We start from the raw sequence: 14,526 nt of genomic DNA, 5'->3' as shown, positions 1-14,526 counted from the left end.
ATGTTATTTAGAATGGTTGCTGCGATTAAACTCGATAAGTTTTTTATCCTTATCAAGCCAGAGCTGATTAACCCACTTTTGAAATTTAATTTTAAAAGCACGATCGCAAACATAGTCGCCAATTAGTTCATCACCAATTTTAGAAACTTCAACATTAACATTGACCTGTCTAATTCTACCCGCTAAAAAGTCACTAAATGTAGGGATGCCCTCAGGGTAATGAATCGTAATATTAACTATTTTATGGAGGTTGCCACCCATGGCTTCCAACACAAAACCGATACCACCCGCTTTAGGTTTTAGTAAGTTTTGAAAAGGAGAATTCTGCTTATCGTGCTTTTCATTAGTGAAGCGTGTCCCTTCAATAAAGTTCATGATACTTACTGGCTTATGCTTGAACTTAGCACAAGCTTTACGAGTAGTTTCAACGTCTTTACCTTTTAAATGCGGATTTTTTTTAATAAATGATTGGCTATAGCGTTTCATAAATGGAAAGTCGAGTGCCCACCAAGCCAAACCTAAAAAAGGTACAAAGATAAGTTCTTTTTTTAAGAAAAACTTTAAAAAAGGAATTTTTTTATGCATTATTCGCTGCAAAATAACAATATCAACCCAACTTTGATGATTACAAATCACTAAATACCATTCTTTCATGGTGAGCTTTTCTAAACCAGTTACCTTGATTTCTGTTTTATTAAACAGCTTTTGAATTAACGTATTTACGGCGACCCAATTACTTGCCATTTGATCTAATAAATAACTGAATGCTTTTTGAGCAAATTTTAGGGGAATAACTGCCTTACAAAATGAAAATACAATAATGGGAATTAACCAACAAATCGTATTTATGGTGTAAAGAGTGAGTGAAAGAATGTGAATAAGCAGTCGAGGTAAAAAATTCAACATAGAATATTTGCCCAATAAACCAAAATTTAATATATAACCGATCATAAGCTGAATTGAAGTTATTTTCAGCAAAAACAGTGAAATAAATTAATAGTGACTAATGACTGTTTGAAAACAATTAATCATCAAGTTGTTGAAACGAGTAAAACTTAAGAGAAACTCATCTACTCAATCACTAGAGAATGCCATTATAGGTGTATATTGGTGACATTTTAAAATGAGGTAAAAAGCACCATTTTTTTATTTCAAGATAAGTAACTCGCCATATTGTAAGCTTTAAAGGAGATAAACAGCGAATTAATTCAATATCACAAGGCAATAGCCTGAAATGAACAAACTCTTCTATATTATGGCAAAAAGTTGATTGCAAATTAGGCGTATATCAAGGCATGCTAGTGGTTGGATTCTAGGGGCAAAACAATGAATTTTAATCGTGCGGTAATTAAAGTAGGTAGTGCTTTAGTTTCACCAGAGAATAAAGGTTGTAGTGGTAAGTATTTACTCGCTATTGCACGCTTTATAACAGAGTGCCAACAGGCAGGTAAAGAAATTATTCTTGTCTCATCAGGCAGTGTTGCTGCCGGAAGGCAGCTGATTAAGCATGGCTCTCCTATCCCCTCTATTCCCACAAAACAAGCGATGGCATCTGTCGGTCAAATGAAAATGATGGCCAACTGGCAGCGTTTTTTTGATGTACCTTGTAGCCAGTTACTCATTACGCACGGTGATTTAAAAGACCGCCAACGCTACATCAATATTAAAAATACCCTGCGTATCTTATTAGAGAATGGTGTCATACCTATTGTTAATGAAAATGACACCGTCGCAACAGATGAATTAAAAGTAGGGGATAACGATAATTTAGCTGCTTTAGTGGCATTAGTGAGCGAGGCCGATTGCTTATTTATCTTAAGTGATATCGATGGTGTTTATGATCAAGATCCTCGTGATAACCCCAAGGCAAAATTGATCCCTGAAATTAACGAAATTACTGCTGAGATTTATGCAATGGCTGGGACAACCCAAAATGTTATTGCGACGGGTGGTATGAAAACAAAAATACAAGCGGCTGAAAAAGCAGTTGAAAATGGTATCGATACTTATATTTTAAACGGTAGTCGTAGTGACATCTTTGAAAAATTACTTAAAGGTGAAAATCCTGGCACGTACTTTAAGGCTAAACAAGCGGCAAACAAAGCACGCAAACACTGGTTAAAGTACATTTTAAAAAGCAGTGGGCAAGTAAAGCTTGATGCTGGTGCGGTAAATGCGGTTATTAATAAGGGGGCGTCTGTATTACCGTCAGGCGTTAATCAGGTGGTTGGAAATTTTGTCGCAGGTGAATCCGTTGATATTATCAATGCGAATACACAACAAGTCATTGCTAAAGGTATATGCCAATACAGTAAACAAGATTTACTCCGTATTATGGGCAGTAATAGTGACGAGATAATAGCGCTACTGGGGTGTTGCCCCAGTAAAGTGATAATTCATCGTGATGATTTAGTTATTTTATAAGCCGCTCACCACCTTTACTGCTCTTAGTCGATACGCTTACAATGTTAGGTATGGGCAAATATAAGCAGGGTGAACACCCGATAAGGTATCAACGAATAAATCATTTATCGACGAAAATGACTACTTTTTGTCGGTTTTTGTTTATCTACTCTCAGTTTTAGCCGTTCAGGCCATTGGCCGCTATGTTCGCGTAAGCAAGACTCTTCACTATCTAAATGTACATTGTGACGAACGTTCTTTAAGACAATACCGACTTTGAGTAGCTGTTGCTGAATAACATCTCGCAAGCGGTCATCAACTTTTTGCGCTTTGGCTGTGATCACTTCTGCATCGATATCAAAAACACAGGTCACGATTAAACTCGCTGGAAAATTAGTGTAATTAGCGCGGTGTGTTAACCAACAAAATCCGTCAACCTCAGTAGTGAATTCTTCGCAGGCTATGGTGAGTGCTTTACAAACATTATTGTCAATCTTTTGCGTGGTTTTATTAAGTTTCATTTTTATATTTCAGCCATGATTATTATCTGTAATTTTTTCATTAAACGGTGAATATTGATAGTAAATCAGAACGTTATTAATGGTAAGAAATACTTCTCACGTGTTGTAAACAAGTGAACGAGCAATATTATGTTTTTGACAAAGGTCAAATTTTAATCTATTTTCTTTATTATGTTTCATTAAATTAACAGTATAGAGGGATTTATGAAAAAATATATTCTATTAGCTTGCCTTGCGATGAGTCAGGGAGCTTTTGCAGGAGATGTAGTTAGTCAGTTAGCATTATCAAAAAAACTCAGTCCAATTGAGTCATCGACTCAGTATTATCAACCTACACAGAGGTGGACCTCGACTGATAAAATGGAAAATGTTTATAAAAATAAAAAGTTTTCAGATATAGAGAAATCATATCGTTTTCATTATTTAACCAATAATAATGAAAGTAATGCCGTTAAAGGTGTTGTGAGAAAGTATGTAAGTGGACAAAAACAGTCAAAGCATGACATGCTAGAATTTGTTGTTTTACCCGGGAATACCGTTTATTTAGGACGATTCTTACCTAATGTTGATTTTAAAATTGGTGAAGTAACGATTGTTAAAAAAGAAGATTTATCAGCACTAGAGGCATCACAAAAATTACAGAAAGCCCGCATTTCTGATTAACGAGGCCTAACCAACAGCACATATAATATAAGAAGACATACTCGATGTATGTCTTTTATATTCAGGACGAATGGTATGTCACAGTGCTATGGATAGCAAAGAGTGCTGAAATGTATTTATTGTGCGATATAAGAACAGCAGTAATCAGCTAAACTTTTTACTTTAATGTCAAATTTAGCATCAGCGTCAACATAAAAATGCCCACCTGCAGAAATACTTTGCCACTGGGTTTTATTAGGCAATAATATTTCAACTTCGCCAGCGATAATTTCCATTAATTCTTTTTCTGCGGTAGCAAAGGTATACTCACCGGGCATCATAATGCCTAAGGTTACCACTGAGCCATCTTCGAGCGTTACTTTTCTGCTGGTTACATTGCCGTCAAAATAAACATTAGCGGCCTTGGTGAGTGTCACATTCTTTAATTCTGTCATGATGATTTTCCTCTTTAGTATAAAATAAAGCGTTGCAGCTTAGCACTTATCGGCCAGATAATATCAACAGATTATCTGGCCTAAGTGTTTACCTTTAGTGTACTACAAAGCTATTATTATCTTACTTATTGATTTGATTCTACAATGCGCTTCATATCTGTCATATAACCACGTAATTTTTTACCTACGCTTTCAACAACATGGCTGCGAATCGCTTCGTTAACTTCAATTAAGCGCACGTTATCAACGCCATTTGAGGTTTCTTTTAAGCCTTCACCCAATTCTTCAAGTGACAATTTGCTGGCGAAATCCCTAAGTAAAGGTTGTGCAGCATGGGTAAATAAGTAATTACCGTATTCAGCGGTATCTGAAATAACTACGTTCATTTCGTACAATTTGTTACGGGCAATACAGTTAGCAATTAACGGTGTTTCGTGTAATGACTCGTAATACGCTGACTCCGCAATGATACCCGCAGCAACCATCGCTTCAAAGGCTAGTTCAACACCGGCTTTTACCATAGCAACCACAAATATGCCTTTGTCGTAGTATTCTTGTTCGGTAATTTCAATGTCGCAATCAGCTGATTTTTCAAAAGATGACTCTGCGGTTTCTTCACGCCATTTTAATAAATTTTCATCATCGTTCGCCCAATCTTCCATCATAGTGGTAGAGAAGCGACCTTCAATAATGTCGTCCATATGTTTTTCAAATAACGGACGCAAGATGACTTTTAACTCTTCGGACATATCAAACGCTTTTATTTTTGCTGGGTTTGATAAGCGGTCCATCATATTGGTGATGCCGCCATGCTTTAAACCTTCAGTCGTTGTTTCAATGCCGTATTGTAATAACTTACGTGCATATGCAGCATCTATACCTTGGGCAACTAACTGCTTATGACCAAGTACCGCTGCCGTTTGTAACATGCCACATAAAATTGTTTGTTCACCCATTAAATCAGACTTAACTTCAGCAATAAATGACGACTCAAGTACACCGGCACGATCGCCACCAGTAGCTGATGCATAAGCCTTAGCAATCGCTAGACCGTTACCTTGGGGGTCGTTTTCAGGATGAACCGCAATCAAAGTAGGCACACCAAAACCACGTTTGTATTCTTCACGTACTTCAGTACCGGGACATTTAGGTGCAACCATGACTACAGTAATGTCTGAACGAATTTGCATACCTTCTTCAACAATGTTGAAACCATGAGAGTAAGCTAAAGTTGAACCTTGCTTCATGTGTGGCATAACAGCTGTAACAGCAGAAGTATGTTGTTTATCAGGTGTTAAATTCAAGACTAAATCAGCTTGTGGAATCAATTCAGCGTAAGTACCCACGGTAAAGCCGTTTTCGGTCGCCCACTGCCAAGATTGACGTTTTGACGAAATAGCGGCTTCACGTAATGCGTAAGAGATATTTAACCCTGAATCACGCATATTTAACCCTTGGTTTAACCCTTGAGCACCACAACCGACAATGACAATATTCCAGTCTTTAATAAAATTACAGCCATCGCTGAATTCTTCACGCTGCATAAAACGACATTTGCCTAATTGGCCTAATTTTTCGCGTAAACTTAAAGTGTTAAAATAATTGCTCATAGGGTTGTCCTCTCTGTCTCAAATCGACTCAGCGTTATGCTGGCGATGTGATAAATTAAATAGGGTTATCGATTATTTCGACAATGGAATCATCATAGCGCAAGATTAATGTTGCTTAAAATGATATATTCGCAAGGTTGTGTTGCGTAAATTGCAATAATTGGTTGGGAAAATAAGTCGCTATTGAATAATAAGAGTAAATAATGGATCTTAAATCGTTAAAAATGTTTGTGCATTTAACCCATAGCCTCCACTTTGGGAAAACCGCTGAAGCGCACCATGTCAGTACTTCTACGTTAAGTCGAATTATTCAGAGGTTCGAAGATCAGTTGGGTTGTTTGCTGTTACATCGTGATAATCGCTCTGTAGCACTAACAGAGGCGGGTGTATTGTTTCATAAATATGCTGAACAGCAACTTGAACAATGGCAACTATTGCAATTATCGCTTGATCAAAAGCAGGCTGAATTACAGGGCAAACTCCATATCTATTGTTCTGTTACCGCGGCTTATAGCCATTTACCGCCTTTACTGGAGCGTTTTCGTCAGCAGCATCCGTTAGTTGAAATAGTATTAACGACTGGTGATGCGGCTGATGCCTTTGACCAAGTACAGCAACAAGCAGTTGATTTTGCTTTTGGGGTCAAACCAGAGGTTTTATCAAGAATGTTTTATTTTCAGCATATTGCTAATGTACCACTCGCTGTTATTGCACCAACAATGGCTTGTCGGGTTCAACAACAATTACAAGATGAGACTATCACTTGGTCAGAAGTACCGATCATTTTAGCTGAACATGGAGCAGCGCGTAAGCGTTTTGAGCTTTGGTATCGGAAAAAACAACAAGGTAAACCCAATATTTATGCAACCGTTTCAGGTCATGAAGCGCTTGTTAGCATGGTTGCTTTAGGTTGTGGTGTCGGCATGGCACCAAAAGTTGTGGTTGAAAATAGCCCAGTAAAAGATCGGGTGCAATATTTACAAAATGTGGGTGAGATTGAACCGTTCGACCTAGGCATTTGTTGTTTAAATCAAAGTCGAGAACAAACCTTAGTGAAAGCCTTTTTTGAAGCTGTAATGGTCTAATGAAACTGTATAGGTTGATAGCTTAAAATAAGTAAAACTTAAGGTATCAAAATGACTAGTAAGCAAAAAATAACAATCAGTCCTTCGCAGAAACTTGAATATGTAAAATTAATGGTTGAAGAAGAAATATAATTAGAATAGTCAGGTCATACGCCTGAAGATATAGTGGCATTAACACCAGATCAGCAACGTATTCAATCCCTGGAAAAACAACTAAAACGAGCACAAAGGGATAACGAAATATTAAAAAAGGCCACCGCTTTCTTCATTCGCGACAATCAAAACGTGAATTAATAAAAGATATAAAGAAAGTACATATAAAATATAGTGTGACCGAGTTATGTGAAGCTTTTAACTTGAGTGTGAGTAGTTATTACTCGAAGTTAGTTCCACCAAATTTAACCGATATAAATTTGCTCACGATGATTACAAGCATCTCATATAAATTTCGTAATAGTTATGGAAAGCGTTGGATATAAGCTGAACTCAATCGGCTTGGTCATGTAATAGGACTTCATAAAACAGCCCGTTTTATGGTGCAAGCCAATATTGTCGGTTGTCCATACAAAGCGTGATGATATTGCCTTTGTGGCATAATAGAAAAGGGTCAGAGTACTTTTTAAGTGATAGTGTACTCTGACTCCATTATATTAATATTTATAGAACTAAGTTTTTACAATAAGTTACAGTTTGGACAAGGCGGCGTCGATTTACCGGGCACAAACACTGAACCCAATTGTTCACTTTTTGCGTAAGTACCATCAAATACTTGAACTCTGACCGAGTATGGGCCACCGCCAGTTGAGGGATAAACAGATACTGAAGCATTTCCATCAAGTTGTGAAAAATCAAAAGATTTAGATTCAGTTGTGCCAAATCCATCGCTCCTTGTAGTAACCATAATTCTCACGTCAGTATTTGACTCTATACTTGCTTTTGAGTAGTGATCTACAAAGTAAGATAAATCAACGTCTATACGCCCATATCCCGCATCTGCGCTAGCTGTTCTAATTGTAGGTACTTTTTGAACGTAAACTGGCTCCATAGAGCATTCCGACTGATCTCCCCGAGTGATCCAAACTACCCCCAAGCCGTGCGTGTCGGTGAATTTCATATTTAAATATGAATTACCGTCCCAGTTTGATTTATCTTTGCCTACATATCCTTCCTCCGAATTGTGAAATCTAGTGTATGCAAATCTGTCAAAAAGGTTGCCCTTAGCCCTGAACTCGCGTCCTTGGAGAACATAGTTAGGTGATTCAATTCTTATGTAGTCTAGTGAGTCGATAGAAACTTCGAGTATCTTCACTATTTTCCTCAATAGCTCCTCTTTTTCTTCGGCTTCTCTATCTTGCTCTTGCTCGTCACTTTCGTTGTACCTGAAATCAAATTCAACACGAGTTTCTCCGAGAGTCCAACTTGTTCTGTCTCTTCCATAGGAACAGCTTGTTGGTGGTTCAAAACTGTTGTCGATTGCTTTGACCTCAAAAGATAGTGAACTTGATATGACAAGCGCGGATGTTAATACGGTTAGTGCTTTTTTATACATTTATTATTTCCTTAGTATGTATTGATTAACTTTAGTGCTTTTTTGAACACGAATCATTCTGGTAGACTTTTTAAATCTTGTCAATGAGATGTATATTTTTTGTTAAATAAGTTAGCGGTGAGCGGAATTACAAGGTAAACTTTACATTTATTGCTCTATTGCTCTATTGCTCTGTTACAGCGGCTTACAGCCATTTGCCTCATTGTTGTAAAGTTTTCGAAATCAACATCCTTTAGTTGAAATAGTATTAATAACTGGGAATGCGGCTCATGCTTTTGATCAAGTTCAACAGCAAGCAGTTGATTTTGTCATGGGTATAAAACCATAAAGTCTGTCATGTATGTTTTATTTTCAGTACATTGCTAATGTACCTTTAGCTGCGATAGCGCCAAACATGGCCTGTAGGGTTCATCAACAACTTCAAGAAGACATTATTGTTTGGTCTAAAATTCCAATCATTTACCCGAACTCGATGCAGCACGTACGCGCTTGGAATATTGGTATCGAAAAAAGCAATAAGGAAAATCAAACATTTATGCCACAGTTTCAGGGCATGATGTGTTGGTGAGTATGGTTGCTTTAGGCTGTGGGATGGGTATTGCCCTTAAAGTGGTTGTTGCGAATAGCTCTGTAAAAGATCGTGTTCAATATTTAAAAGACATTGGTGACATAGCGCCTTTTGATTTGGTGATTTGTTGTTTAAACCAAAGTAGAGAAAAAACCTTAGTGAAAGCCTTTTTTGAAGCGATTAAATAACGGTAGCATCAGTATCAAAAGTTGTATCAGTAGTCGGTCCATTGCTGAGTAATTATCAGAACAATGCTTGAATATTATTGAGTGGATGTTTGGTTAAAGAGAAACAGTATCGGTATTGAAAGTTGTCTCAGTAGTTGCTCCATCACTGAGTAATTATCAGAAGAATGCTTGAAAATTATTGAGTGTAATGTTTAGTTAAAGAGAAATAGCATCGGTATTGAAAGTTGTCTCAGTAGTCGCTCTATCACTGAGTAATTATCAGAAGAGTGCTTGAAAATTATTGAGTGTAATGTTTAGTTAAAGACAAGTCGCATCAGTATCGGAAGTTGTCTCAGTAGTCGGTCTATTGCTGAGTAATTATCAGAAGAGTGCTTGAAAATTATTGAGTGTAATGTTTGATTAAAGAGAAACAGCATCGGTTAAGTGCCTCAGCAGTCGGTCCATGGCTCGATAAGACAAAGCTTCGATGATATGTTCATGCTGTATATCCTCAATGCCATTCATGTCTGCCAAGGTGCGCGCTATCTTCAATATTTTGTGGTGGGCGCGGGTAGACAAACCTAGTTTTTCAACGGCGAGCTCTAAGAGTTCATGTTCAATAGCACTAAGTTTACAAAATACACGTGTTTCAGCACTGCTTAAATGAGCATTCGCTTTTCCCTGTCGGTGTAATTGTAATTCTCTGCAGAGCGCAACCCTTTCTTGAATTTGTGCAGAACTTTCATTGTGATGGTCATTTTTTGCCCACATACCTTTTGGTAAACGGGTGACTTCAATTTGAATATCAATGCGGTCAAGAAAAGGGCCGGATAAACGATTTAAATAACGTAAAACTTGCTCGGGAGTACTACGATTATCATTGTAAAATCCGGTAGGGCTAGGATTCATCGCGGCCACTAACTGAAACTTGGCTGGAAAAGTTTGCTTGTACATCGCACGTGAAATAGTGACCTCGCCTGACTCCATCGGTTCACGTAAAACATCGAGCACTTTACGTTCAAACTCTGGTAACTCATCAAGAAATAAAACGCCGTTATGTGCTAAAGAAATCTCTCCTGCCTGCGGTTGACTGCCTCCGCCAACAAGTGCTGCTGACGATGCGGTATGGTGTGGGGCACGAAAAGGTCGAGTTAACCAAGATTTATGGTTTATTTTTTGATGGCTAATGGAGGCAATAGCAGCGGCTTCTAATGCTTCACTTTCACTCATGGGGGGTAAAATTCCAGGTAGACGACACGCTAGCATGGTTTTTCCTGTACCGGGTGGACCAATAAACAGAAGATTGTGGGCACCACAAGCAGCAATTTCTAAGGCTCTTTTTGCTAAAGGCTGTCCAATAACATCAGCAATGTCTTTACTGGTTGGCAGATGATAATGTTCGACTTCTTTTGTGGTAACCAAAGGTAGAGGGCTTTGCTTTAAAAAGTGTGGATATAACTGGTTTAAATGCTCTATAGATAAAATATTGGCTTGTTTAACCCAGCTGGCTTGTTCAGCATTTTGCTTAGGAATAACTAAGGTTCTTTTACTTTCAGCACAAGCCATTGCCATAGGAATTTCACCCAAAATTTCGCGTAGCTCACCAGAAAGTGCAAGTTCACCAGCAAATTCATATTGGTTTAAATTTGCCTTAGGTAATTGATCACTAGCGACTAAAATACCTAGGGCAATGGGTAAGTCGAAGCGGCCACCTTCTTTTGGTAAGTCAGCTGGCGCAAGGTTTATGGTAATACGCTTCGCTGGAAACTCATAACCACAATTGATGATTGCACTGCGAACGCGATCTTTTGATTCACGTACTGAAGTTTCTGGTAAACCAACAATATTAAAAGCAGGCAGTCCATTCGCTAAATGTACTTCAACGCTAACAAGGGGAGATTCAAGGCCAACTCGGGCTCTACTGTAAATACAAGCGAGACTCATAAAATTCCATTTTATTAACAATCCTATAACGTTAGTTTAGGCAGACTTTATTCAAAGCGCCAACAGAGCATATAACTAAATTTTTTATTTAAATTTAAAAAGGCTAATAAAAAAACTTGCACTTGATATTAGAGCTATGGTACTAATTTAAATAGGCAGTGAAACAGCCAACACATTTAAAAAATTTTCATTTTTTTTTATAAAAAATCAAGGTAATTGAATAAACATGCAAATATTTAGCTCAGTGATTATTAGCATTCTCGTCGTGGTGATTATTAAATCATCGCGGGGTTGTTTGTTGAGCTAAGAAAAATTTAAGCAAAAAACAAACCCTCGCTCCGAAAGGAACGGGGGTTTTTTTATAGATAAATATTTGAATAATAGCGTGCAGCGTTTAAATCAATATTTTGTATCAATAAATCATAAAAATTTAGCATAAGGGAGAAAGCTCAAACTAACAGTTATGCAAAATATATTCAGTTGGGTGGGGTTAAAAAAAAGATGACAAGTGAAAAGAAACAAACAGGCGGTTCTTTACTTTTTGACGTACTTCAGCAGCATGGTGTTGAGCATGTTTTTGGTTATCCTGGTGGCGCTATAATGCCAATTTATGATGCACTTACCGATAGTGATATCCAACACTTTTTGTGTCGTCATGAACAAGGTGCCGCATTCTCAGCGGTAGGTTATGCAAGAGCCGCCGGCAAAGTAGGGGTTTGTTTTGCGACTTCTGGTCCTGGTGCGACTAACCTCATTACCGGCCTTGCTGATGCGCTTGCTGATTCTATTCCGATTGTTGCCATAACCGGACAAGTTGCTACCTCGGTGATGGGCTCTGATGCTTTTCAAGAAATTGATATTTTTGGTTTGTCATTAGCCTGTACCAAGCATTCCTTTCAGGTGACAGATATTAATGATCTCGAAAAAGTATTGCACCAAGCTTTTGCTATAGCACTTGAAGGCAGGCAGGGACCTGTTCTTGTTGATATTCCTAAAGATATTCAGATGGCACATGTAGTTAGCCAAGGCAGTGTTGTATCAACGTTGAAAAATAAAGTTAACTTACCACCTGCTAATGTTGGTTCTGCAATTGCTATGCTTTGTCATGCTAAACAACCTGTTTTATATGTGGGTGGTGGCGTCGGCATGGCAAATGCTGTTGATGAATTGCGCGGTTTTATTGATATTACTCATATACCGAGCGTTTCAACATTAAAAGGCTTAGGTTCTATTTCACCAGACAACGAAAACTACTTAGGCATGCTCGGCATGCACGGCACAAAAGCGGCAAATTTAGCGGTTCAAGGAAGTGATTTATTAGTGGTTGTTGGCGCACGTTTTGATGACCGGGTTACGGGGAAGTTAAGTGAATTTGCGCCCAATGCAAAAGTTATTCATTTTGATATTGATACCGCTGAAATTAATAAACGCCGAGCGGCTGACTCTGCTATTTTAGGTGATTTAAAAACAAATTTGCCCGCCTTAGCTATTCCTTTAGAAATCAAAAGTTGGCAACAAAAATGTCAACAAATGAAAGCTGATTTTGGTTGGGATTACAATCATCCTGGTCAGACTATTTTTGCGCCAGCCGTCCTTAAAGAAATCAGTGAAAAAATGCCCCAAAATACCTGCGTTACCACTGATGTTGGTCAACATCAAATGTGGGCGGCACAGCATATGTCATTTGATCATCCGAGTAACTTTCTAACCAGTGCTGGTATGGGCACTATGGGCTTTGGTTTACCAGCAGCGATCGGTGCACAAGTGAGTCGTCCAACAGATTGCATTATTACTGTTTCTGGTGATGGTTCCATCATGATGAATATTCAGGAATTAGCGACAATTAAGCGTTTTCAGTTACCAGTAAAAATTGTGCTAATAGATAATGCCAAGCTAGGTATGGTCCGCCAATGGCAAGATTTATTTTTTCAAGGGCGCTTAAGTGAAACCGATCTTTCTGACAACCCAGACTTTGTCATGCTCGCTAATGCTTTTGATATCAAAGCTAAACAGGTGAGTCGTAAAGAAGAGGTTTCTGCAGCAATAGAAGAGATGCTTGAACATGACGGCCCTTACCTTTTACAAGTTAAAATAGATGCAGCAGACAATGTTTGGCCGCTAGTACCCCCTAATACAGCCAATGATAAAATGATGGAGAGTACTTAAGATGAATCATTATCAATTACGTATAAAGGCTGATGATAAGCAAGTGGTTTTAGAACGTATTTTACAAGTTGCTCGCTACCGCGGTTTTCTAATCGAAGGTATTAAAGCGAAAGTTAATACAGGGACTAATATTGGTACGATAGAATTGATGGTACGCAGTGAGCGACCTATTTCACTTTTGGTTGATCAAATTAATAAACTGATTGATATCAAAGACGTTAAGGTAGACAAAAATACCACGCAGTAATATTGTTCATAACCAGTTATAATCATTGCGCGACAAGCACCCATAAAAATTCAGAGTTAGTTGGGTGATTAAACTACAGCTAACTCGTTAAAAGTATTATAAATTAGGAAAAAAAATGGCTAAAGTAAATGCAGAACTCATTTGGTTTAATGGTGAACTCATGCCGTGGCAAAACGCTACCGTACATGTAATGAGTCACGCGTTGCATTACGGTTCTTCAGTATTTGAAGGTATTCGCGCATACGATACTCACAAAGGTACGTGTATTTTTCGTCTAGAAGAACATATTAAACGTTTATTCGATTCAGCTAAAATTTATCGCATGAATATCCCTTTTACCCAAGAAGAAATTGTTCAAGCTTGTAAAGATGCTGTCGCTAAAAATGGTTTAGCTTCAGCTTATTTACGTCCATTGGCCTTTTTAGGCGATATTGGTATGGGTTTACGTCCACCTATTGATGCAAAAGCGGATGTTATGATTGCTGCATTTAGTTGGGAAGCTTATTTAGGCGCTGACGCTATTGAAAATGGCGTAGAAGTTGGGGTGTCAAGTTGGAATCGATTAGCACCGAATACGATGCCAACAGCAGCAAAGGCTGGTGGTAATTACCTTTCATCACAATTGATTTCAGCCGAAGCTGCTCGTCATGGTTATGCTGAAGGCGTCGCACTTGATATCAATAATATGGTTAGTGAAGGAGCAGGACAAAATTTATTTTTGATCCGCAAAGGTATTCTTTATACCCCTCCTGGAACAGCTTCTATTTTACAAGGTCTAACGCGCGATACCGTGTTTTTTCTTGCCGAGCAGCTTGGCTATGAAGTTCGTGAAGAGCCTATTTCTCGTGAGTCATTGTACTTAGTTGATGAGTTCTTTATGTGTGGCACAGCAACGGAAGTTGTACCGGTAAAATCAGTGGACGGTATGCTGGTAGGTAATGGTTCTCGTGGACCTATTACTAAAGCTATTCAAGAAGCATTTTTTGGTATTTTTAACGGAACTACAGAAGTACCTGACAACTGGTTAGATCCTGTTAAATAGTTGCAATAACTTAACTCTTTGTTATATAGACTTTATCGGCATCTTAATACTCACTTATAAGCTCCGTGTTCTTTTCTTGTTAAAGTGCTAAATGACGCAGAGTTGAGTTACCACAGAAAACTATAAA

At 38.1% G+C, this 14,526-nt stretch carries 14 protein-coding genes; 8 read left to right on the top strand and 6 right to left on the bottom strand.

The window, feature by feature from the left end:
• Positions 1-3 precede the first annotated feature (3 nt).
• On the bottom strand, positions 4-906 hold the full coding sequence (locus tag H4J73_RS12700) for an acyltransferase (RefSeq protein ID WP_182178599.1): 903 nt from the start codon (positions 904-906) through the stop codon (positions 4-6).
• A gap of 420 nt (positions 907-1,326) precedes the next feature.
• Here H4J73_RS12700 and proB point away from each other — a divergent pair, with 420 nt between their 5' ends.
• On the top strand, positions 1,327-2,424 hold the full coding sequence (proB, locus tag H4J73_RS12695; RefSeq protein WP_182178597.1) for a glutamate 5-kinase: 1,098 nt from the start codon (positions 1,327-1,329) through the stop codon (positions 2,422-2,424).
• A gap of 104 nt (positions 2,425-2,528) precedes the next feature.
• On the opposite strand, the gene H4J73_RS12690 is transcribed toward proB, so the two are convergent.
• On the bottom strand, positions 2,529-2,924 hold the full coding sequence (locus H4J73_RS12690) for a Fis family transcriptional regulator (protein ID WP_182178595.1): 396 nt from the start codon (positions 2,922-2,924) through the stop codon (positions 2,529-2,531).
• Positions 2,925-3,128: 204 nt separating this feature from the next.
• Here H4J73_RS12690 and H4J73_RS12685 point away from each other — a divergent pair, with 204 nt between their 5' ends.
• Positions 3,129-3,587 (top strand): hypothetical protein, encoded by a 459-nt coding sequence (locus tag H4J73_RS12685; protein WP_182178594.1) that lies wholly within the window; start codon positions 3,129-3,131, stop codon positions 3,585-3,587.
• Positions 3,588-3,703: 116 nt separating this feature from the next.
• On the opposite strand, the gene H4J73_RS12680 is transcribed toward H4J73_RS12685, so the two are convergent.
• Both H4J73_RS12680 and ilvC read right to left on the bottom strand, forming a co-directional pair.
• The gene (locus H4J73_RS12680; RefSeq protein ID WP_182178592.1) at positions 3,704-4,021 is read right to left on the bottom strand and encodes a pyrimidine/purine nucleoside phosphorylase; all 318 of its coding nucleotides are present in this window, start codon (positions 4,019-4,021) and stop codon (positions 3,704-3,706) included.
• A gap of 125 nt (positions 4,022-4,146) precedes the next feature.
• A complete protein-coding gene (gene ilvC, locus H4J73_RS12675; RefSeq protein ID WP_182223249.1) occupies positions 4,147-5,631 on the bottom strand; it encodes a ketol-acid reductoisomerase in 1,485 nt (494 codons plus the stop codon).
• 203 nt (positions 5,632-5,834) lie between these two features.
• Between ilvC and ilvY the strand changes: the two genes are divergently transcribed.
• A complete protein-coding gene (ilvY, locus tag H4J73_RS12670) occupies positions 5,835-6,716 on the top strand; it encodes an HTH-type transcriptional activator IlvY (RefSeq protein ID WP_182178588.1) in 882 nt (293 codons plus the stop codon).
• 673 nt (positions 6,717-7,389) lie between these two features.
• On the opposite strand, the gene H4J73_RS12665 is transcribed toward ilvY, so the two are convergent.
• A complete protein-coding gene (locus tag H4J73_RS12665) occupies positions 7,390-8,265 on the bottom strand; it encodes a hypothetical protein (RefSeq protein WP_182178586.1) in 876 nt (291 codons plus the stop codon).
• A 340-nt stretch (positions 8,266-8,605) separates the two neighbouring features.
• Here H4J73_RS12665 and H4J73_RS12660 point away from each other — a divergent pair, with 340 nt between their 5' ends.
• Together H4J73_RS12660 and H4J73_RS12655 are read left to right on the top strand one after the other, a co-directional pair.
• The gene (locus H4J73_RS12660; RefSeq protein WP_182182349.1) at positions 8,606-8,833 is read left to right on the top strand and encodes a hypothetical protein; all 228 of its coding nucleotides are present in this window, start codon (positions 8,606-8,608) and stop codon (positions 8,831-8,833) included.
• Positions 8,824-9,021, top strand: a complete 198-nt coding sequence (locus H4J73_RS12655) for a hypothetical protein (protein WP_182182348.1) — start codon at positions 8,824-8,826, stop codon at positions 9,019-9,021. Before H4J73_RS12660 ends, H4J73_RS12655 begins: the two co-directional genes overlap by 10 nt.
• Positions 9,022-9,420: 399 nt before the next feature.
• On the opposite strand, the gene H4J73_RS12650 is transcribed toward H4J73_RS12655, so the two are convergent.
• Positions 9,421-10,944: a YifB family Mg chelatase-like AAA ATPase gene (locus H4J73_RS12650; RefSeq protein ID WP_182182347.1), complete on the bottom strand. Its 1,524-nt coding sequence runs from the start codon at positions 10,942-10,944 to the stop codon at positions 9,421-9,423.
• A 501-nt stretch (positions 10,945-11,445) separates the two neighbouring features.
• Between H4J73_RS12650 and ilvG the strand changes: the two genes are divergently transcribed.
• From ilvG to H4J73_RS12635, 3 genes are all read left to right on the top strand, one after another.
• Positions 11,446-13,110, top strand: a complete 1,665-nt coding sequence (gene ilvG, locus H4J73_RS12645) for an acetolactate synthase 2 catalytic subunit (RefSeq protein ID WP_182223760.1) — start codon at positions 11,446-11,448, stop codon at positions 13,108-13,110.
• 1 nt (position 13,111) lies between these two features.
• The gene (ilvM, locus tag H4J73_RS12640) at positions 13,112-13,357 is read left to right on the top strand and encodes an acetolactate synthase 2 small subunit (RefSeq protein WP_182182345.1); all 246 of its coding nucleotides are present in this window, start codon (positions 13,112-13,114) and stop codon (positions 13,355-13,357) included.
• Between the two features lie 115 nt (positions 13,358-13,472).
• Positions 13,473-14,399 (top strand): branched-chain amino acid transaminase, encoded by a 927-nt coding sequence (locus H4J73_RS12635; RefSeq protein ID WP_182182344.1) that lies wholly within the window; start codon positions 13,473-13,475, stop codon positions 14,397-14,399.
• The last annotated feature ends 127 nt before the right edge of the window (positions 14,400-14,526 follow it).

Origin of the sequence: Colwellia sp. MB3u-41 (genome assembly GCF_014076845.1) — a bacterium.
GTDB lineage: Bacteria > Pseudomonadota > Gammaproteobacteria > Enterobacterales > Alteromonadaceae > Colwellia_A.
The sequence above is the reverse complement of the archived record's forward strand: the minus strand, read 5'-3'. Positions and strand labels throughout refer to the sequence as shown.

What these genes read in the sequence shown, in the direction of transcription:
- H4J73_RS12665 (WP_182178586.1), bottom strand. Translation starts at nt 8,265, where the DNA reads ATGTATAAAAAAGCACTAACCGTATTAACATCCGCGCTTGTCATATCA.
- proB (WP_182178597.1), top strand. Translation starts at nt 1,327, where the DNA reads ATGAATTTTAATCGTGCGGTAATTAAAGTAGGTAGTGCTTTAGTTTCA.
- H4J73_RS12685 (WP_182178594.1), top strand. Translation starts at nt 3,129, where the DNA reads ATGAAAAAATATATTCTATTAGCTTGCCTTGCGATGAGTCAGGGAGCT.
- H4J73_RS12660 (WP_182182349.1), top strand. Translation starts at nt 8,606, where the DNA reads ATGTTTTATTTTCAGTACATTGCTAATGTACCTTTAGCTGCGATAGCG.
- H4J73_RS12700 (WP_182178599.1), bottom strand. Translation starts at nt 906, where the DNA reads ATGTTGAATTTTTTACCTCGACTGCTTATTCACATTCTTTCACTCACT.
- H4J73_RS12650 (WP_182182347.1), bottom strand. Translation starts at nt 10,944, where the DNA reads ATGAGTCTCGCTTGTATTTACAGTAGAGCCCGAGTTGGCCTTGAATCT.
- ilvY (WP_182178588.1), top strand. Translation starts at nt 5,835, where the DNA reads ATGGATCTTAAATCGTTAAAAATGTTTGTGCATTTAACCCATAGCCTC.
- H4J73_RS12635 (WP_182182344.1), top strand. Translation starts at nt 13,473, where the DNA reads ATGGCTAAAGTAAATGCAGAACTCATTTGGTTTAATGGTGAACTCATG.
- ilvG (WP_182223760.1), top strand. Translation starts at nt 11,446, where the DNA reads ATGACAAGTGAAAAGAAACAAACAGGCGGTTCTTTACTTTTTGACGTA.
- ilvC (WP_182223249.1), bottom strand. Translation starts at nt 5,631, where the DNA reads ATGAGCAATTATTTTAACACTTTAAGTTTACGCGAAAAATTAGGCCAA.
- H4J73_RS12690 (WP_182178595.1), bottom strand. Translation starts at nt 2,924, where the DNA reads ATGAAACTTAATAAAACCACGCAAAAGATTGACAATAATGTTTGTAAA.
- ilvM (WP_182182345.1), top strand. Translation starts at nt 13,112, where the DNA reads ATGAATCATTATCAATTACGTATAAAGGCTGATGATAAGCAAGTGGTT.
- H4J73_RS12680 (WP_182178592.1), bottom strand. Translation starts at nt 4,021, where the DNA reads ATGACAGAATTAAAGAATGTGACACTCACCAAGGCCGCTAATGTTTAT.